General features: G+C 60.2%; 15 protein-coding genes. 7 read left to right on the top strand and 8 right to left on the bottom strand.

The window, feature by feature from the left end; translation table 11 throughout:
• Nucleotides 1-229: 229 nt before the first annotated feature.
• Nucleotides 230-1,828 carry a hypothetical protein gene (locus MK208_RS00880; protein ID WP_294112988.1) on the top strand — a complete coding sequence of 533 codons (1,599 nt, stop codon included), beginning with the start codon at nucleotides 230-232 and terminating at the stop codon, nucleotides 1,826-1,828.
• 8 nt (nucleotides 1,829-1,836) lie between these two features.
• Here the strand turns inward: MK208_RS00880 and MK208_RS00875 are convergent, their stop codons facing one another.
• Complete coding sequence (locus MK208_RS00875; protein ID WP_294112987.1) at nucleotides 1,837-2,583, bottom strand: methyltransferase domain-containing protein; 747 nt, start codon at nucleotides 2,581-2,583, stop codon at nucleotides 1,837-1,839.
• Between the two features lie 61 nt (nucleotides 2,584-2,644).
• Between MK208_RS00875 and gloB the strand changes: the two genes are divergently transcribed.
• The 3 genes from gloB (at nucleotide 2,645) to MK208_RS00860 (ending at nucleotide 6,925) form a co-directional block, all read left to right on the top strand.
• On the top strand, nucleotides 2,645-3,412 hold the full coding sequence (gloB, locus tag MK208_RS00870) for a hydroxyacylglutathione hydrolase (protein WP_294112986.1): 768 nt from the start codon (nucleotides 2,645-2,647) through the stop codon (nucleotides 3,410-3,412).
• A 223-nt stretch (nucleotides 3,413-3,635) separates the two neighbouring features.
• Nucleotides 3,636-5,963, top strand: a complete 2,328-nt coding sequence (gene clpA, locus MK208_RS00865) for an ATP-dependent Clp protease ATP-binding subunit ClpA (protein ID WP_294112985.1) — start codon at nucleotides 3,636-3,638, stop codon at nucleotides 5,961-5,963.
• Nucleotides 5,963-6,925 (top strand): M23 family metallopeptidase, encoded by a 963-nt coding sequence (locus MK208_RS00860; protein WP_294112984.1) that lies wholly within the window; start codon nucleotides 5,963-5,965, stop codon nucleotides 6,923-6,925. The genes clpA and MK208_RS00860 overlap by 1 nt, the downstream gene beginning before the upstream one ends.
• A gap of 5 nt (nucleotides 6,926-6,930) precedes the next feature.
• On the opposite strand, the gene MK208_RS00855 is transcribed toward MK208_RS00860, so the two are convergent.
• The 3 genes from MK208_RS00855 to MK208_RS00845 all read right to left on the bottom strand — a co-directional run bounded on the left by MK208_RS00855 (nucleotide 6,931) and on the right by MK208_RS00845 (nucleotide 11,002).
• A complete protein-coding gene (locus MK208_RS00855; RefSeq protein WP_294112983.1) occupies nucleotides 6,931-9,147 on the bottom strand; it encodes a peptidoglycan -binding protein in 2,217 nt (738 codons plus the stop codon).
• 3 nt (nucleotides 9,148-9,150) lie between these two features.
• Nucleotides 9,151-10,383 carry a biopolymer transporter ExbB gene (locus MK208_RS00850; RefSeq protein ID WP_294112982.1) on the bottom strand — a complete coding sequence of 411 codons (1,233 nt, stop codon included), beginning with the start codon at nucleotides 10,381-10,383 and terminating at the stop codon, nucleotides 9,151-9,153.
• 94 nt (nucleotides 10,384-10,477) lie between these two features.
• The gene (locus tag MK208_RS00845; protein ID WP_294112981.1) at nucleotides 10,478-11,002 is read right to left on the bottom strand and encodes a gamma-glutamylcyclotransferase; all 525 of its coding nucleotides are present in this window, start codon (nucleotides 11,000-11,002) and stop codon (nucleotides 10,478-10,480) included.
• Nucleotides 11,003-11,072: 70 nt separating this feature from the next.
• Between MK208_RS00845 and MK208_RS00840 the strand changes: the two genes are divergently transcribed.
• Nucleotides 11,073-12,071, top strand: coding sequence for a DUF2125 domain-containing protein (locus tag MK208_RS00840; protein ID WP_294112980.1), 999 nt, complete (start codon nucleotides 11,073-11,075; stop codon nucleotides 12,069-12,071).
• Nucleotides 12,072-12,080: 9 nt separating this feature from the next.
• On the opposite strand, the gene MK208_RS00835 is transcribed toward MK208_RS00840, so the two are convergent.
• The 4 genes from MK208_RS00835 to MK208_RS00820 all read right to left on the bottom strand — a co-directional run bounded on the left by MK208_RS00835 (nucleotide 12,081) and on the right by MK208_RS00820 (nucleotide 15,605).
• Nucleotides 12,081-12,920: an extensin family protein gene (locus MK208_RS00835; RefSeq protein ID WP_294112979.1), complete on the bottom strand. Its 840-nt coding sequence runs from the start codon at nucleotides 12,918-12,920 to the stop codon at nucleotides 12,081-12,083.
• Entirely contained in the window at nucleotides 12,917-13,840 is a 924-nt protein-coding gene (locus MK208_RS00830) for a prephenate/arogenate dehydrogenase family protein (RefSeq protein WP_294112977.1), read from the bottom strand. The genes MK208_RS00835 and MK208_RS00830 overlap by 4 nt, the downstream gene beginning before the upstream one ends.
• A complete protein-coding gene (gene hisC, locus MK208_RS00825; RefSeq protein ID WP_294112975.1) occupies nucleotides 13,837-14,922 on the bottom strand; it encodes a histidinol-phosphate transaminase in 1,086 nt (361 codons plus the stop codon). Before hisC ends, MK208_RS00830 begins: the two co-directional genes overlap by 4 nt.
• Nucleotides 14,923-15,248: 326 nt before the next feature.
• Entirely contained in the window at nucleotides 15,249-15,605 is a 357-nt protein-coding gene (locus MK208_RS00820; protein WP_294112972.1) for a hypothetical protein, read from the bottom strand.
• Between the two features lie 421 nt (nucleotides 15,606-16,026).
• On the opposite strand from MK208_RS00820, the gene MK208_RS00815 reads away from it, so the two are divergent.
• Together MK208_RS00815 and MK208_RS00810 are read left to right on the top strand one after the other, a co-directional pair.
• On the top strand, nucleotides 16,027-17,400 hold the full coding sequence (locus MK208_RS00815; RefSeq protein ID WP_294112970.1) for an aspartate aminotransferase family protein: 1,374 nt from the start codon (nucleotides 16,027-16,029) through the stop codon (nucleotides 17,398-17,400).
• Between the two features lie 20 nt (nucleotides 17,401-17,420).
• Nucleotides 17,421-18,605 carry a M24 family metallopeptidase gene (locus MK208_RS00810; RefSeq protein WP_294112969.1) on the top strand — a complete coding sequence of 395 codons (1,185 nt, stop codon included), beginning with the start codon at nucleotides 17,421-17,423 and terminating at the stop codon, nucleotides 18,603-18,605.

Raw genomic sequence — 18,605 nt, 5'->3', positions numbered from 1 at the left:
GCCTGTTAACTCTGGGTCAAAAAGTGTTTCCCAAACATCCGTTTTTCTCGAATCCCGGCTGCAAAATGAACCTGACAAAAACCTGACGTAGAGACAATTTTTCCTACTTCAAGCCCACCACCCCCCGCTTTCCCCGGTTCAAACCGCCCCTCGTCAACACATTCTCAATGCTCATCGGCCCTTATGAAGCGGTGGGGGTCTAGGACCTGATTCTAAGTGTGGGGACATCATGGGACCATTAATTCTACTGTCGTTGCTGGGCCTCGGCGCAGCCACCGCTTTTGTCGACGTAGGCGAAGAAGAGGTGGGGGAAGATCCGGTCCGGGACAACACCGATTCCGAAACCGACGAGATGCAATCCGAAGCACAGCAGGCCGCCAATCTTGTGGAGATGCTGGGCCCCCCGGAAACCGGCGAAGCGGAAGCGCTGGAAGACCCTGAGCTCTCCGATGACGAGGCGCAACTGGACGGCCCGAACCTCTTTGGGACTGAGAACGGCGACACGCTTTACGCCCACGGCGAAGAAAACATCGACGCTGGCGCAGGCGACGACACCCTGAAATCATTTGGCGACGGCATGATCCTCGGCGGCGAAGGCAACGACGTCTTCACCCTGGGCGGTGAGGCCGAGGGCTTTGGCGGCGACGGCGAAGACTACATGTATATCTCCGACGCGGCCTCTGGCTTTGGCGGTGACGGGGATGACACCTTCTTCCTGAAGCACAACAACTCAGCCGACGACGGCGCGGCAACCGCAGACGGAGGTGACGGCGACGACACCTTCATCATGAAACCCTTGTCTGGCCTGCCAGAAGAAACCGTGTCCCACATCCTGACCGGCGGCGAAGGCGCAGACGTCTACGCCTTTGACATCGACGGCGCGACAGCCATCCGCGACGGAGATGAAGAGGACAACCAGATCATCGCCACCATCACGGATTTTGACCCGGACGAAGACATGCTGCTGCTCGACATCGGCGCCAAGTCAAGCTTTGACGACGTGGACGAATTGCCAACACCAGAAGTCACCACCACCGAGGATCCGGACGGCGGCTATGTCGATGTACACTTCAGCTGGACCAACCCGCTCAACGAAGACAACGTCGAAACCCGCACCGTCCGTCTGGAAGGGTTGACGGAATTTGAAACCAGCGATGTGCAACTCACCAGCATGTTTGATCCGGACAGCCAGCACAATGAAACGGACACCGGCGACGCTGACGCCCACCGCGTCTTTGGCCTGACACCTACAGAAGGCACCGATGACGCTGACGACCTAACGCTCAGCGAAAATTCCGCCACAGTTCTGAAAGACGGCGATGACAGCGTTGAAATCACCGATGGCTCCCACCTGATCTACGGCGGGGAAGGCAACGACAGCATCGAGGTCACTGAAGCCAATGACGGCGTCACGCAGCTGTTTGGCGGTGAAGGCGATGACGTGCTGACCGTGGATCTCGTGCAAAACAATGACACCGCGCTGATTGGCGGCGAGGGTGACGACACCATCACCTTTGGCATGGGCCACTATGTTGAAGGCGGTGAGGGCAACGACACATTGGTGCTGAACCTGCATGAAAACGCCATGGAGCAAGGTCCTGCAGTGCTCAAACAGCTTACCGGCAACCACCTGACCATCAACATCCCAGCGGATATGGAAGGTGACGTGGATGTGGTGAACCACACCTACAGCAACGGCTTTGAGGTGGCCTATTCCGAGATCTTTGTCGGCAACGTCTGTGTGCTCAAGATCATGGAAGAGGATTTTGACACCGGTGTTGGCATCGCCGAGGAAGATCCGCGACTGGAAATCCTTCGCGCCGCATAAGTCTTGCCTTAAGCCGGAGCCACCTCCGGTTTGGGATTCAACACGCTCAGTGGTTTCTTCACGCGCGCCGACACGCCCGGTCCCGTTGGCGCGTGCACACGCTTGCTCGCTTCCACAATCAGCACCCCGCCCGCCATCACCGGCGACACGGTTTTGCCGATGCTTTCCCAAAGTGCACCGGTCTTACGCCAGAACCTCTTGTGGCTCGGCGGTTGATAAAGGGTTGCGCGATGACGCTCCGGCATAAATCCGTGCTGGCGCAGCTGCGTTTCCAACTGCCCCGCAGAATACGGACGTCCGAAGCCAAAAGGCGTTTTGTCACTGCTGGACCACATGCCAGTACGATGCGGTACCACAAACAGCGCACGCCCCCCGGGCCCAAGCACCCGATGCGCCTCAGTCAACACATCACTTGGTCGCTCGCTGGTTTCCAGCCCGTGCATCAGCACAAGCCGATCCACACGCCCGGTGTCCAGCGGCCAAAGCGTTTCCTCACAGAGCACTGACACATTCGCCATCCCTGCGGGCCAAGGCATCACACCCTGCGGCCCCGGCATCAGACCAATCACCCGCCGTGCTTCCGGCAAATATGGCCGCAACAGCGGTACGGCAAAGCCAAACCCGGCCACGGTTTGCCCTTTAGCTTCAGCAACAGGCCAAAGCTCCAGGATCTCATCGCGCACAGCTTTCTGAGCCGCGCGCCCCAAGGTGCTACGGTAGTAGAAATTTCGAAGATCCTGCACATCAAGATGCATTGCACCCGGCTCCCCGATCAGCAAATCTAGAGCTAACATAACAATGCAGAGGCGGATTTCCATGCCCCATCAGATTGTCACCATTCCATGCCTGTCCGACAACTACGCGTTTCTCATCCATGATGCCGCCTCCGGCGCCACCGCCCTTGTCGACGCGCCTGAGCCCGGGCCCATTCTGGACGAACTCAAGGCGCGTGGCTGGACGCTCAGCCACGTCTTGTTGACCCACCACCATTGGGATCATGTCGACGGCCTGCCCGACATCCTTGATGCGCACCCGGCCAAAGTGATTGGCGCCAAAGCAGATGCACACCGCCTGCCCGCCCTCGATTTGGCTGTCAGTGAGGGTGAAACCTTCGACTTTGCCGACGAAACCGTCTCCATCCTTGACGTGTCCGGCCATACCGTGGGCCACATTGCCTTCCACTTCCCCGACACCGCCGCCGTCTTTACCGGTGACAGCCTGATGGCCATGGGCTGTGGTCGCCTGTTTGAAGGCAGCCCGGCGCAAATGTTTGCCAGTCTCAGCAAACTTGCCGCCCTGCCTGACGCCACCACCGTTTGCTCCGGCCACGAATACACCGCGTCCAACGGCGCCTTTGCCGCATCCCTCGGGGAAGACAACGCAGCCGTGGCGCAACGCATTTCCGATACCACCGACATGCGCGCCAAAGGCATCGCCACCGTGCCGTCCAACCTGGGTTTGGAAAAACAAACCAACCCTTTCCTGCGCAGTGCAGATCCCGCCCTGCAAAAGGCCCTCGGCATGGAAGGCGCTGCGCCCGTGGACGTCTTTACCGAAGTCCGCAAACGCAAAGACAACTTTTGATCCGACACCTTCAGGTAGGCGTAACCCCTTTACACACTTGCCCATCGGGACGGCGGCTCACGAGAGAGTGACCCAACCAGAGGCTGAATAGAGCGAAATCTGTATCAAATTTTGCAGAAAGTCCTTGAAGACCGCCGTCAATCGACCAAACTTTAACCATAAGACCCTAATGTGAAGGCAGGCCCACCCGCCTTCATCGAAACCCGGAGGGAGCAGTCACACCGTGCCGTCATTTTCGAACTCACTAGAACAAGCCATTCACGCCGCGCTCGCGCAGGCCAACCAGCGCAAGCATGAGTTTGCCACGCTGGAGCACTTGCTCCTGTCGCTGCTGGATGAGCCCGATGCCCTGCGCGTGATGCAGGCTTGTGGCGTGAACATCGACGAATTGCGCAAGGATCTCGAGGACTTCATTGACGATGACCTGTCCAATCTGGTCACCGACATCGAAGGCTCCGAGGCCGTGCCAACGGCTGCGTTCCAGCGCGTGATTCAACGCGCCGCGATCCACGTTCAAAGCTCTGGCCGCACCGAAGTGACCGGTGCCAACGTGCTGGTTGCGATCTTTGCAGAACGGGAATCCAACGCCGCCTACTTCCTGCAAGAGCAGGACATGACCCGGTATGACGCGGTGAACTTCATCGCGCATGGCGTGGCGAAAGACCCGGCCTTTGGCGAAACCCGCCCTGTGAGCGGCGCGGACGATGAGCAAGAACAGCGCATCGAAGGCACCGCCGACGGTGGCGATGGCAAAGAAAGCGCACTAGCCAAGTACTGCGTCGATCTGAACGTGAAAGCCAACAAAGGCGACGTGGACCCACTGATCGGTCGCGACCACGAGGTCGAGCGCTGTATCCAAGTCCTCTGCCGCCGCCGCAAGAACAACCCGCTTTTGGTGGGTGATCCGGGCGTGGGCAAAACCGCCATCGCCGAAGGTCTGGCCCGCAAGATTGTTCAGGGCGAAATCCCTGAGGTTCTGAGCCAAACCACGATTTATTCCCTCGATATGGGCGCGCTGCTCGCGGGCACCCGCTATCGCGGCGACTTTGAGGAGCGTCTCAAGGCAGTCGTGACCGAGCTGGAAGATCACCCGGACGCCGTACTATTCATCGACGAAATTCACACCGTGATTGGCGCTGGCGCCACCTCTGGCGGCGCAATGGACGCGTCCAACTTGCTGAAACCTGCCTTGCAGGGCGGCAAGCTGCGCACCATGGGCTCCACCACTTACAAAGAATTCCGTCAGCACTTTGAGAAAGACCGCGCTCTCTCCCGTCGTTTCCAGAAAATCGACGTGAACGAGCCGACCGTGCCGGACAGCATCAAGATCCTCAAAGGTCTGAAAGAGTATTTTGAAGAGCATCACAGCGTGAAATACACTGCCGATGCGATCAAAACCGCTGTGGAGCTTTCCGCACGCTACATCAACGACCGCAAGCTGCCGGACAAGGCCATCGACGTGATCGACGAAGCCGGCGCCGCGCAGCATCTCGTGGCCGCCTCCAAGCGTCGCAAGACCATTGGCGTGAAAGAGATTGAGGCTGTTGTGGCCAAAATCGCGCGCATCCCACCAAAAAGCGTCTCCAAGGACGACGCCGAAGTGCTCAAGGATCTGGAAAAATCCCTCAAGCGCGTGGTGTTTGGTCAGGACGACGCCATCGAGTCGCTCAGCTCCGCCATCAAACTGGCCCGTGCCGGTTTGCGCGAGCCTGAGAAACCCATCGGCAACTACCTCTTCGCCGGTCCAACTGGTGTGGGTAAAACCGAAGTCGCCAAACAGCTGGCGGACACGCTGGGTGTGGAGCTGCTGCGCTTTGACATGTCTGAGTACATGGAGAAGCACGCGGTCTCCCGCCTGATTGGCGCACCTCCCGGCTACGTCGGCTTTGACCAAGGCGGCCTGCTCACCGACGGCGTGGACCAGCATCCGCACTGTGTGCTGCTGCTTGACGAGATGGAAAAAGCCCACCCCGACGTCTACAACATCTTGTTGCAAGTGATGGACAACGGTGAGCTGACCGATCACAACGGCCGTACCGTGAGCTTCCGTAACGTGGTTCTGATCATGACCTCCAACGCCGGTGCGTCTGAGCAAGCGAAAGCAGCGATTGGCTTTGGCCGTGACCGCCGCGAAGGTGAAGACACCGCCGCGATCGAGCGCACGTTCACGCCGGAATTCCGCAACCGTCTGGACGCGGTGATCTCCTTTGCGCCTCTGCCCAAAGAGGTCATCCTGCGCGTGGTCGAGAAGTTTGTGCTGCAACTTGAAGCACAGCTGATGGATCGCAATGTGACCATCGAGCTGACCCCAAAGGCCGCACAGTGGCTCGCCGACAAAGGCTATGACGACAAGATGGGCGCCCGCCCGCTAGGCCGCGTGATCCAGGAGCACATCAAAAAGCCGCTGGCCGAAGAGCTGCTGTTTGGCAAGCTTGCCAAAGGTGGCGTGGTCAAGGTGAAGGTCAAAAACGGCAATCTGGAGCTGGATCTGGCTGGCCCTGACAACCCACGCATCACCGGCGACAAGCCACCGCTTCTGACGGCGGACTGATGCTCAAAAACAGTCTTGCACTGATCGGCGCGCTCGCAGCTTTCCCGGCTGCGGGCGCGCCAACGTTTTCGATGCCCGTGGACTGCGAACTCGGCGAAACCTGCTTTATTCAGAACTACGTCGACCACAACGAAGGCGACGGCTATTTCGACCACACCTGCGGCCCGCTGGCATATGATGGCCACAAAGGCACCGACTTTGCCCTGCCCTCTACTGACGCCATGGACGACGGTGTCAATGTGCTCGCAGCCGCGGATGGCGTGGTGCTGGGCACGCGGGACGGCATGGTCGATAAGGTCATCGCCACCGAAGACATCCCCAAACTCAACGGCAAAGACTGTGGCAATGGCGTCTCTATTGACCATGGCAACGGCTGGGTCAGCCAGTACTGCCATATGAAACAGGGCTCCGTGATAGTCTCCCAAGGCGACACAATCGCCCGTGGACAGGTGCTTGGCCAAATCGGGCTCTCTGGCCGCACGCAATTCCCGCACCTGCACATCTCCATCCGCGACGGCAACCGCGTTGTTGACCCTTTTGCGCCGGACCGCTTGGGCGTTTGCGGCGAAAACTACGAAACACTTTGGGAAGATGACATCTCCTATGTTGGCGGCGGGTTGATCCGCGTGGGCTTTGAGGTCGGCGTTCCCAAGTTTGCCTCCGTGAAATCCGGTATGGCAGGGCGGAACCGCATGCCAGCACAAGCCAAGGCCTTGGTCTTGTTTGGCTACGCCTTTGGCAGCCTGCCCAAAGATGAGATGCGGCTCACGATCACCGGCCCGCAAGGCAAAGTGTTTGAGCACATCACGGTTATGGAAAAATCCCAGGCGCAGTATTTCCGCGCCGGCGGCAAGCGCACGCCCATGGGCGGCTGGCCCAAAGGTATCTACCATGGCGAGGTCACCATCACCCGCGACGGCGCACAGCTCGACCATCAGGCCATTACCCTGACGGTCGAATAAAGCGATTATTTCTCAGTGAACTTCAGCTCGATCCGGCGGTTGCGCGCCCGTGCCTCTGCCGTGTCGGCGGGATCAACCGGCTGGTACTGCCCAAACCCATTGGCCGAAAGCCGCGCCGGTGGCAGACCCAGTACGTCGATCATGTAGCGCACCACGGACAACGCCCGCGCTTGGCTCAACTCCCAGTTATCCGCAAAGGCCCCACCGTAAATCGGCACGTCATCCGTGTGGCCATCCACCCGCAAAATCCAATCGATGTTGCTCGGAATATCGTCAATCACGCTCTGCAAGATGCCCGCCACCTTGGCAACCTCCGCCTGGCCTTCAAACGACAGCTCCGCCCCGCCGGGCGGGAACAGCACTTCGGAGGAGAACACAAAGCGGTCGCCGACAATGCGCACCCCTTCCTGCGCGCCCAGCAGGCTGCGCAGCTGCCCAAAGAACTCAGACCGATACTGCTCCAGATCCTTGGTCTGGTTCTCCAACGCGATCTTCTCCTGCTCCAGCCGGATACGCTCCGCCTCTTCCAAAAGCCGCCGCTTACGCTCTTCCGCCGCCGCGCGCGCAAGGGCCGCGTTCAGATCTGATCCCAGCGCCTCCAACTGCACCTGCGACGCCGCATCACGTTCCGCATAGTCGTCCAGAATGGTCTGCAACTGCCCCAACTGATTGCGCAACGCTGCGATTTGCTGGTTCAGCGCCGCAATCTGGCGCAGGCTCTCGGCCGATTTGGCCTCTTCTTCCGACAGCGCCTTATTCGCCTCAGCCAGCAACGCGTCCCGTCGCTCCGCTTCTGTCAACGCCTCTGCCTGCGCGTTCTCCGCCGCCTTCTGCGCCGCCAGCGCTTTGGCCAGCTCTTCTTCCACATTCAGCGTGTCACGCAGCTTCTGCTCCGCCGCGAGCTTTGCCGCAAGCGCCGTGGCCAGCCGCTCCCGCAAGGACGAGCCGCCCTCTGCCGCCTCAACCTGCGCCGCAACCGCCGCCGCAAGCTGTTCTTCCAAATCGGCCACCTGCAACGCCAGACCGTCCGCCTTCGCCGCCGCCTCGGCCCCTTCGGTTTCGGCCGCCAACTTGGCCGCCAAAGCCTCCGTCAACTGCGCCTCAAGTTCCTGCAAATCAGACCGCCGCTCACCAACCTGTGCCTCAGCCGTCGCCCGCGCGGCGACTTCGGCCACCAACTGGCTTTGCAACTCACTCACCGTGCGCCGGTTTTCCTCAAGCCCCAAGAGCGCCGCCGCCAGCTCTGCCTTCACCGAAGCGAGCTCGCCTTCACGGGTCTCAAGCTCGGTCTCCACCGTCGCCAGTTTCAGCACGGTATCCGCCAAATCCGCATCCACGTTCTGCCCTTCGACCAAGGCCGCCGCTAGCTTTAGGTCCAGATCATCGCGCGCCGCCTCTGCCGCCGCCAACAAGGTTAGCGTGTCCTCGGCCTCTTTGCGCTGCGCCTCAAGCGCCAATGTCATCGCCGTCAGCTCCGCATCTGCGTTCTCAAGCCGCTTGCGCAGTTCTTCTGCCGCCGCCGCCTCCAACAAACGCCGCTGCTCTTCCGCGGTCAACGCGCTCTCCAACTGATCGGCCTCGGCCGCCAGCGCATCAATCTGCAACTTCCCGTCGGCCACCTCAGTCTGCAAGCTGTCAATCAACGCCTGCATCGCGTCAGCTTCTGCCGCCGCCAAACGAGCCGCCTCCGCGCCCGCATCAATCTCGCTACGCGCTTGCGCCAACGCCAAGTTCAACGCCTCGCGCTCATCGATCAGCGTGTCGCGTTCGCCTTCGAGCGCTGCAATATCGGCCCGCGCGTCATCCCGCTGCGCCAACAAAGTCGCCACCTGCGCCTCAAAGCTGGTGATCTGCGCTCGCGCCGCATCCAAGGCCGCCGCCTGCGCATCCCGTGTCGCCGTTAAGGCCGAGATTAGCGCGTCTTGCTCGCGCAGCTGCGTGTCGCGATCCCCCAAGGTGGCCGTCAGCCCGCCAATCTCGGTTTCCAACTCCCGCGTGCGCGTGCGCTCCAATCCCAGGGCATCCGCTAAGGCCGCGACCTCGGATTGCAGCGCGTTTAGCTCGGTGTCTTTCTCGGTGATGGTTTCTGACAGCACAAACTGCACGATCATAAAGATCGTCAGCACAAACATCAGAACCAGCAATAGCCCGGTCATGGCGTCCACAAACCCGGGCCAGATGCTGGCTTGGAACCGTTGTCCTGTGCGTCGGGACAGGGCCATGGCTTAGCCCTCCTTGCCGCCTTTGGGCGCCGGTGGCCGTTTCAACTGCACCTTGGTGACGGGGCCAGAGCTTTCGCCCTCCGCCGCTTTGCCAATCCGGCGCAATGCACGGGCAATTCCGTTCAACTCGGTGCGCAGCTCGGTCATGCTTTCCTGACGACCGGCAGAAATCTCTTCCAGAATGCGCAGCATCTGCACGTCGATGGAGCGCAGCCGCATCCGGCTCTCCGCATCCATGCCCCCGTCCAGACCGCCACCATCGGACAGCTGCGCAATCAAACGCTCCTGCCCCTCGGCAATGCGCAACAGTGCCTGCGTCGCCGTGTCTTGCGCGTCCAGCCGATCGGCCATCCGATGCATCGCTTCCGACAAGGCTGCCGTGTCACCACTACCCTGCGCTGTCCCTCCAGCCACCATGGTCTGGCGCAACTGTTCCAACTGTCCGGACATATGCTCAAACGCAGCGCCCAGCACCGAAATGTCGCCGCCTTCACCTTCGCCGGTGGAGAAACCCACCCGTGTGATCGAGCTCAGCCATTCTTCCAACTCGCGGTAAAACCGGTTCTGCCCATGGCTCGCAAACAGCTCCAACAAGCCCACCACCAGCGATCCGGCCAAACCCAACAGGGACGATGCAAAGGCCACACCCATGCCGCCCAACTGGCTTTCCAAGCCGTCCATCAGGCGACTCACCACGTCGATGCTGGACTCGCCGGAGCCCAAATCCAGGCTCTTAATTGTGTCCACCACCGCTGGAACAGTGGTCGCCAGCCCGTAGAAGGTGCCCAGAAGGCCAAGGAAAATCAGCAGGTTGACAATGTAGCGCGTGATCTCGCGGCCTTCGTCCACACGTGTGGCCACAGAATCCAAAATCGAACTCGCCGATGTCGACGAAATCTGCCCATGCGCCCCGCGCTCACGCAGCAGGCTCGCCAGCGGCGCCAAAAGAGTCGGCGGTGAGTTGGCGTCATGGCCTTCGCGCAACCCTGCAAAGCCTTCGATCCAACGCACAGATCGGAAGAGCGACAACACCTGCCCAAAGGTCGCTGCCACACCAAGCACAAACACAAAGAAGATAAAGCCATTCAACTCTGGGTTTGCGGTGAACACAGGCAAGACCTGCGGCAAGGCCACATAGCCTACAGCAGTAACAAGCCCCAAGACGACCAGCATCTGCAGAATCTGGAAGGTGGGCTTAGAGAATTTCGGCTCGACGGTACGGTCCGGCTGATCCATTCAGATGGGTCCTGACGCTTTGTTTTTCTGTGCTCACCCTACTGCCATGTCCCTGCGCTGCCAAGGAATTTCACCGCGCCTGCCGTGGCGGCGTTTACGCTGTGGTCAATCTGCGCACTTCTTGGGACAGCCATTTCAGATCCGCATCTTCTATGCCCAGTTCAAAAAGATGGCTGGCCGTATTGTGCAGGTATTCCGTGTTTGGCCCGCGCCCGCCCACGGCGGTGGAAATAATCCGCGCCTGCTCGTCCAGTGACAGGTGACAATACTGCACGTGGTCAGGGTCAATCACATAGGTCACCGCCTCCACATCACGCCCGTCGCGCAGCGTCAGCGGCAAGGTTTCTTCCAGATAGGCTGAACTCACCAACTCCCGCTCACGCAAGTAATCCAATGTGCGCGCCTCATGCCCCTCGGCGACTTTCAGCGCCAGCCCCTGACAGTGTGCGCCCACTTCAGCATCCAAGGCCAAAACCAACCCCGGCGCCTCGACCGTGCCGCGATGGTGGATCGAACGCATACAGAAACTCCGGTGCCAGCCGTCCAACCGCGCCACCGCCTGTTCTGCCACCTCAAATCCGGGGTTCCACAAAAGCGATCCGTATCCAAATACCCACATAGTCTGCCTCTGGTCCTGCTGGCTTTGCGCCGTTAAACACCAAACCGACTCTGTGAGAAAGGCCCAAGCCATGATGAAATTGCTGTTTCGACTGATCGTTCTGGCCGCGCTTGGCTGGTCCGGCTTCTGGCTGTTTGGTTACATGGCGCTCTCGTCTGCATTGCCAGACTGGTTCGAAGACCGTCGCGCCGAAGGCTGGGTCGCGGAATATGATGATCTTTCCGTCTCAGGCTTCCCCAGCCGATTGGACAGCACCTTTGAAAACCTCACGCTGGCGGATCCGCAAACCGGCGTCGCCTGGGAGGCGCCATTTTTCAACATGCACGCGCTCACATACCGCCCCCACCATGTGATTGCGGTCTGGCCAGACCGCCAAACCCTCGCCATTCCTGGCGAAAAGCTTACTGTGACCACCGGCGACATGCGCGCCTCGCTTGTGCTTGATCCCGGCACCGATCTCACGCTCAACCGCACCAATGTCGCCATTGAAAGCCTTGGCATCACCTCCAGCGCCGATTGGCAAATGGCGGCCAGCGCGGTGAACCTCGCCATGCACCGCGACGAAAATGACGCCAGTACTTACCGCTTGGCTTTCAAGGCCGACGCGCTCACGCCACCGGCTGGGTTTGCCCTGCCCGACGGCATCGAGCTGCCGCGCAATTTCTCCAGCTTCCGCGCTGATCTGACTGCCAGCTTTGACCGCCCATGGGATCGCACGGCCATTGAACAGTCCCGGCCCCAACCAACAGCGCTTGATCTCACATTGGCGGAAGTCATCTGGGGCGACCTACAACTGCACGCTGCGGGTCAGGTCACCATCGACACTTCTGGCTTTCCAACTGGCGAAGTCACCATTCGCGCCGTCAACTGGCGCGATATTCTCAACGTCGCCCGCCACTCCGGCCAAATTCCGGCGTCGGTAATTGATACGATTGAGCAGGCCCTAGGCTTCGTCGCCCAACTGTCTGGCAATGCCAACGAACTCGACATTCCACTCACATTCGCAAACGGCGCCACTAAGCTCGGCCCGCTGCCCATCGGCCCGGCCCCGCGCATTTTCCTGCGCTAAGCGAGGATTTTACCGGCAGTACGGCCCGCCGCGATGTTTCGCGGTGTCAAAGTGGAAGTGGTCTTTGTGATAGCGGTCCGCATTGGGGCCAAGCACCGTGCCAAACGGCCCACAGGCCTGCTTGTGCATCTTTTTCAGGATGCGGCCCTTCTTGCCGTTGTTCCAGTCTTTCAAAACCGAAATGCTCTCACCATTTTTGAGCCGGATGGCAGAGATATCAATCGCTTTGCCTTTACCATGCTCGCTTATTTTCGCACCGGGACGATTGTTACGCGTGCGACAGGAATACCCCGCCGCCACCTTGATCTCTTTCGCCCCACCGCCAAAACTGCGCACGGATTTCTTGAGCCCCTTACCAACCCATTTCTCCAGCGCCTTCGCCGTGTCACAGGTCATCACCGCCGGCGTCGACAGCTTCACACCGTCAACTTCATAAAGCTTGATCGCGCCCTTTTTAATGCCACAGCCGCGCAGCTTACCGGGCACCGGCGGCACTTCTTTGCCAATCAGGCGCTTGTTGCGACACACTTTGCCAATGCCCGCAGCTTTGCGCGCCTTGCGCTCTGCCCGCGTCACGCGCACCGGCTCCGGATCGGCCATCTCGATGGCCGCCGCGGTCGCCGCCGCAGCGGGAGCAACAGCCGCCACGCGGGTTACCGTCGCCGCATTGGAACCGGGCCGCAGCCTAGGTCGCAAGGATCGATCCGGCGCAAAGCTTGGCAAAGCCACCGGATACACAACCCGCAAAACAGGCCGCAAACTGCGTTCTGGCGCATTGGCTTGCACCGCACTCAACGCTCCGGTGCCAAAGGTTGCGATCAGCGCCAGATATGCCGCCGCCCGCTTCACGTCTTGGGCGCCTCACGGCCAAAGTTCGGCGCGGCCGTATCCTGGCCCGCTTCAATGATGCCACGGCGAATTTCCCGCGTGCGGGTAAAATACTGATGCAGATGGTCCCCATCGCCGGTGCGGATCGCCCGTTGCAACGCAAACAGCTCTTCGGTGAAGCGCCCCAAAATCTCCAGCGTCGCGTCTTTGTTGGTCAGAAACACGTCTCGCCACATGGTCGGGTCAGATGCCGCAATCCGGGTGAAATCCCGAAAGCCCGCCGCCGAGTATTTGATCACTTCGCTATCCGTCACGCGACGCAGATCATCGGCCACACCAACCATCGTGTAGGCAATCAGGTGCGGCGTGTGGCTGGTCACAGCCAGCACCAGATCGTGGTGATCCGCATCCATCTCATCCACATTGGCGCCCATGCCTTCCCAGAGCGCTCGGAGCTGTGCCACCGCCTCCGCATCACTTCCTTCCACCGGCACCAACAGACACCAACGGTTGTCAAACAGCTCGGCAAACCCGCTCTCCGGCCCGGAATGCTCTGTCCCCGCCAAAGGGTGCGCCGGTACAAAATGCACGCCGTCTGGCAAATGCGGGGCAACCGCCTCAATTACATCGCGCTTCACGGAGCCCACATCGGTGACGGTCGCGCCTGCTTTCAGATGTGGCGCAATCTCCTTGGCCACCGGCCCCATCGCGCCCACCGGCACACAGAGCACCACAAGGTCTGCATCCGCCACAGCCTCTGCCGCGCTGTCACAGACCCGATCACACAGGCCAATGCGCCGCGCCGTTTCCCGCGAGGCCTCAGACTTAGCAAACCCGGTCACTTCACCGGCCAGTCCACCACGTTTCGTCGCCCAGAACATCGAGGAGGCAATCAGCCCCAACCCGATCAGGGCTACGCGGTTGTAAACCGGTGTGCTCATCGCGCGCCGTCCTTGAACTGGCCAATCGCATGCGCCACCCGGCGGCAGCTTGGCTCATCTCCCACAGTGATCCGCAGGCAATTTGGCAGGCCATAGCCCGCCACACGCCGCACAATCAGCCCTTGGGATTTCAGGTAGTCATCACAAGCTTCCGCTTCGGCCTGATCGGCAAACCGCGCCAGAATGAAGTTGGTGCAAGAGGTGTCAGACGGCACGCCGTGCTCCATCAGCGCCTCAGCCAGCCAGGCCCGCAAACGTGTGTTGTCCGCCCGGCACTTCGCGACCCATTCCTGATCGCGCACAGCAGCCATGGCCAGCTTCATCTGGATGTCATTCAGGTTAAACGGCTGCCGCACCCGGTTCAAAACATCGATGATCGCCTGAGGCGCATAGCCCCAGCCCACACGCAACCCGCCAAGACCATAGATCTTGGAGAAGGTCCGCGTCATCACCACGTTGTCCCGCGCTTCCACCAGGCTCGCGCCCCCGTCAAACCCCTGCACATATTCTGTGTAGGCACCATCATGCACAAGAATACAGCCCTCAGGCAAACCATCGGCCAAACGTGCCAGATCATTGCCGCCAATCATTGTGCCGGTTGGATTGGCCGGGTTGGCCAGAAACACAATCTTGGTTTTTTCAGTGCAGGCCGCCAGCAAGGCATCCACATCTACAACCCGCTCGCGCTCTTTTGCCACAACCGGCGTCGCGCCCACCATCTTGGCCAGGATCGGATACATCGAGAAGCCGTGCTCGGGATACACAATCTCGTCACCCACACCGGCATAGGCTTGGGTGATGAACTGCAACACCTCATCGCTGCCCACGCCACAGATAATGCGGTTGGCGTCCAACCCGTGAACCTCGGCAATCGCGGCGCGCAGCTCGGCGTGGTCAGTGTTGGGATAGCGATGCAGGTTCAACCCGGTCTTGGCATGCATGTCGGTCACTGCCTCACTGCATCCCATCGGGTTTTCATTTGACGACAGTTTCACAACGTCTTTGACGCCGTCCACTGACGCGCTGCCGCCCACATACAACTCAATATCCATGACACCGGGCTGCGGCTCTATTCGTGACATCACGTTACTCCCTCGTTGCCTGCTGTTTAGCGAGGCACCCGAGGCTTGGAAAGACAGGAAGCCGGTGACGCGGGGAATTGCCTCAACAAATCCCCTCAGGCTGTTGCAAACGGGCGTCACGTAGACAAAATGTCCACCCTTCCCCCAAGCGCACCGTCGGCGGCATGCCCGGCACGCCTCCGCTTCTTCTTACTCAATATCTCTCAGGGCACGAGGCAACACCTCGCACCACGCAGCCCACATGGCTGCGCTCCTCCAGCGCGCGTTAGGCGCACTGCGACTTTGCCCTCGTCAGACCAACATAGCAGGTCCCCAAGGCATCTGTCTTATGCGTAGTAATCCACCACAGATTTGGAGCTATCAATGCCCGCCGCATCCAACTTACTGCGCAGAACTTGCACAAAGTTGTCACCGCCGGACGCCTGATGACTTGCCACTGCTGAGCGGATTGCACTCATCACAGCGCTGTCCAACGTCTTTTGCCCTTGCGGCTCATGACCTTGCAGCTGGCTACGTGAAGTTTCCTTCACCGGCTCTACTTTCTCTGATTTTGGGGCCGCTTTGGGCTCCTGCACCGGCTGCCCGGCGTATTTCGCCAGCGCTGCGTGCAACATCGCGTTCTGCGTTGCGCTCAATCCAGACCACCCCGTGGTCTCTCCTAATATGCCTACCGCCTCTACCATAGCGATGTCTCCTTCTTGCACTTACCCGTGTGAACGGAGCCGCCCCCTAAAGCCGCCGTGCGCGAGGTTCAAAAACCTTGCCATCTTTTTAACGTTCAGACAACCAAACCGCTAAAATTGCTGATAAAATTCTGACTTCCTTAACCCAATAGCGCTGGACATTTGCCACCAAATCCCCTTGCCCACGGACGGGGCTGCAACAGCATTTTTTCGCCACCGCCCGCAACATCCATATTGCTTTTGTTTGATCAAATATGCTCAAAGCGAGTCACGAACCCCGGCAATAAAGGCATTGCGCGCTGCTGTCAGGGTGAGCGGAGCCACTTCGCTCATCAGAGATCCAAGCCGGTCTCGCGCGTGCACTTGGCTCCCTTCATGTAACTTTTAGGCGGCGCGCCGCCACAAGCACGAGGGTTTTGCCATGCTGCACAACGACAAACTTGAACAATGGGATCGTGAAAGCTTCTTCCACCCCTCCACCCACCTGGCAGAATTTGCGCGGGGCAATGTGCCTCATCGCGTGATCACCGGCGGCACCGGCTGCCACATCGAAGACCGCGACGGCAACCGCCTGCTGGATGCCTTTGCCGGCCTCTACTGCGTCAACGTCGGCTACGGCCGCAGCGACATCGCCGATGCGATTTCGGACCAAGCCAAAGAGCTGGCCTACTACCACTCCTACGTGGGTCACGGCACCGAAGCCTCCATCACTTTGGCCAAAATGGTGCTCGACCGCGCCCCCGACCACATGTCCAAGGTCTATTTCGGCCTTTCCGGCTCGGACGCCAATGAAACCAACATCAAACTGATCTGGTACTACAACAACATCCTGGGTCGCCCCGAGAAAAAGAAGATCATCTCCCGCTGGCGTGGCTACCACGGCTCCGGCCTGATGACCGGCTCCCTGACCGGTCTGGAGCTGTTCCACAAGAAATTCGACTTGCCGCTGGCACAGGTGGTGCACACCGAGGCGCCTTACTACTTCCGCCGCGAAGACCAGAGCCAATCTGAAGAGCAGTTTGTCGCCCACTGTGTTGCCGCACTGGAAGAAACCATTGCCCGCGAAGGCGCTGACACCATTGCCGCCTTCATTGGCGAGCCGGTTCTCGGCACCGGTGGCATTGTGCCGCCCCCTGCAGGTTACTGGCCTGCTATCCAGGCCGTTCTGGACAAGCACGACATTCTGCTGGTCGCAGATGAAGTTGTCACCGGATTTGGCCGCCTTGGCTCGATGTTTGGTTCTGACCACTACGGTCTGAAACCAGACCTGATCACCATCGCCAAAGGCCTGACCTCCGCCTACGCGCCACTGTCCGGCTCGATTGTGTCTGAAAAAATGTGGTCCGTGCTGGAAAAAGGCACCGACGAAAACGGCCCCATCGGCCACGGCTGGACCTACTCCGCCCACCCGATTGGCGCCGCCGCAGGTGTGGCCAACCTCAAGCTGATCGACGAGCTCAACCTCGTGGAAAATGCTGGCACCGTGGGCGCTTACTTCAACAAAACCATGTCTGAAGCCCTCGGCGCACACGCCAACGTGGGCGACGTCCGTGGCGAAGGCATGATGTGTGCCGTCGAATTTGTCGCTGACAAAGACAGCCGCACCTTCTTTGACGCAGCCGACAAGATTGGGCCTCAGATCGCCGCCAAACTGCTGGAGCAGGACAATGTGATTGCCCGCGCCATGCCGCAAGGCGACATTCTGGGCTTTGCCCCCCCATTCTGCCTGACCCGCGAAGAAGCCGATTTGGTGGTCGCCGCCACCGTGCGCGCCGTCGCTTCCGTCCTGCCGTAAGACCCCAAAAGGAGCACAAGATGTCTCAATCCAAAGCCCCTTTCAGCACCGCTGAATATGAACGCCGCCTCGCCAAAACCCGCGCCGCCATGGCGGATGCGGGTCTGGACGCGCTGTTTGTGACCGATCCGTCCAACCAGGCCTGGTTGACCGGATATGATGGCTGGTCGTTTTACGTCCACCAAGGTGTGATTGTGACCATGGAAGGCGAACCCATCTGGTGGGGCCGCTACATGGACATGATGGGCGGCCGCCGCACCTGCTGGATGGATCACGCCAATATCCTCGGGTACGGCGATCATTTTGTGCAATCCCCGGTCGTGCATCCGATGCAGGACCTCGCAGAACAGCTCAAAACGCGCGGCTTCACGGCCGCGCGGATTGGCGTGGAAATGGAGAACTACTACTACTCCGCCAAAGCCCATGCCGTCCTCACCGAAGACCTGCCAGAGGCCACGCTGGTGGACGCCACCGCACTGGTGAACTGGCAGCGCCTGGTGAAATCTGATGTCGAGGTGGACTTTATCTGCAAGGCCGCCCGAATCACCGAAAAGGTCATGTTGACCGCCATCGACCGCGCCGCCCCCGGCGTGCGCAAAAACGATTTGGTGGCCGACATTATGAAAGCCGGCATCGAAGGCATTGGCGACGATTGGGGCGACTACCCCGCCATCGTGCCGCTCACGCCCTCCGGTCTGGACGCCACCGCCGCCCACCTGACCTGGGACGGCACCCCGATGCGCGCCGGCGAAGCCACGTTCTTTGAACTCTCCGGCTGCTACCGCCGCTACCACGCTCCGATCAGCCGCACCGTCTTCCTCGGCACGCCGTCCGAGGACATGCTGCGCGCCGAAGAGGCCCAGCTCGAAGGCATCGCCGCCGGGCTCGAAGCCGCCCGCGCCGGCAACCGCACCTGCGACATTGCCAATGCCTTTATGGATGTGCTCGCCAAACACGGCATCGAACGCTCCGGCCGCATGGGCTACCCCATTGGCCTCAGCTACCCGCCCGATTGGGGCGAGCGCACCGCCTCAATACGCACCGAGGACGAAACCGTGCTGCAACCCGGTATGGTCTTCCACTTCATGCCCGCCCTCTGGATGGACAGCTGGGGGCTGGAGACCACCGAAACCATCCTGATCCGCGAAGAGGGCGCCGCAGAGCCGCTCTGTGATCTGGAGCGCAAGCTGATCGTCAAAGGCTGA

It is taken from the genome of Shimia sp., assembly GCF_022448905.1.
Taxonomy (GTDB): Bacteria; Pseudomonadota; Alphaproteobacteria; order Rhodobacterales; family Rhodobacteraceae; genus Shimia.
The sequence above is the reverse complement of the archived record's forward strand: the minus strand, read 5'-3'. Positions and strand labels throughout refer to the sequence as shown.

Bases quoted from the DNA above. Each gene is read 5' to 3' on its own strand.
- hisC (WP_294112975.1), bottom strand. From the start codon at position 14,922: ATGTCACGAATAGAGCCGCAGCCCGGTGTCATGGATATTGAGTTGTAT.
- MK208_RS00880 (WP_294112988.1), top strand. From the start codon at position 230: ATGGGACCATTAATTCTACTGTCGTTGCTGGGCCTCGGCGCAGCCACC.
- MK208_RS00845 (WP_294112981.1), bottom strand. From the start codon at position 11,002: ATGTGGGTATTTGGATACGGATCGCTTTTGTGGAACCCCGGATTTGAG.
- MK208_RS00875 (WP_294112987.1), bottom strand. From the start codon at position 2,583: ATGCATCTTGATGTGCAGGATCTTCGAAATTTCTACTACCGTAGCACC.
- MK208_RS00840 (WP_294112980.1), top strand. From the start codon at position 11,073: ATGATGAAATTGCTGTTTCGACTGATCGTTCTGGCCGCGCTTGGCTGG.
- gloB (WP_294112986.1), top strand. From the start codon at position 2,645: ATGCCCCATCAGATTGTCACCATTCCATGCCTGTCCGACAACTACGCG.
- MK208_RS00810 (WP_294112969.1), top strand. From the start codon at position 17,421: ATGTCTCAATCCAAAGCCCCTTTCAGCACCGCTGAATATGAACGCCGC.
- MK208_RS00830 (WP_294112977.1), bottom strand. From the start codon at position 13,840: ATGAGCACACCGGTTTACAACCGCGTAGCCCTGATCGGGTTGGGGCTG.
- MK208_RS00815 (WP_294112970.1), top strand. From the start codon at position 16,027: ATGCTGCACAACGACAAACTTGAACAATGGGATCGTGAAAGCTTCTTC.
- MK208_RS00860 (WP_294112984.1), top strand. From the start codon at position 5,963: ATGCTCAAAAACAGTCTTGCACTGATCGGCGCGCTCGCAGCTTTCCCG.
- MK208_RS00850 (WP_294112982.1), bottom strand. From the start codon at position 10,383: ATGGATCAGCCGGACCGTACCGTCGAGCCGAAATTCTCTAAGCCCACC.
- MK208_RS00855 (WP_294112983.1), bottom strand. From the start codon at position 9,147: ATGGCCCTGTCCCGACGCACAGGACAACGGTTCCAAGCCAGCATCTGG.
- MK208_RS00820 (WP_294112972.1), bottom strand. From the start codon at position 15,605: ATGGTAGAGGCGGTAGGCATATTAGGAGAGACCACGGGGTGGTCTGGA.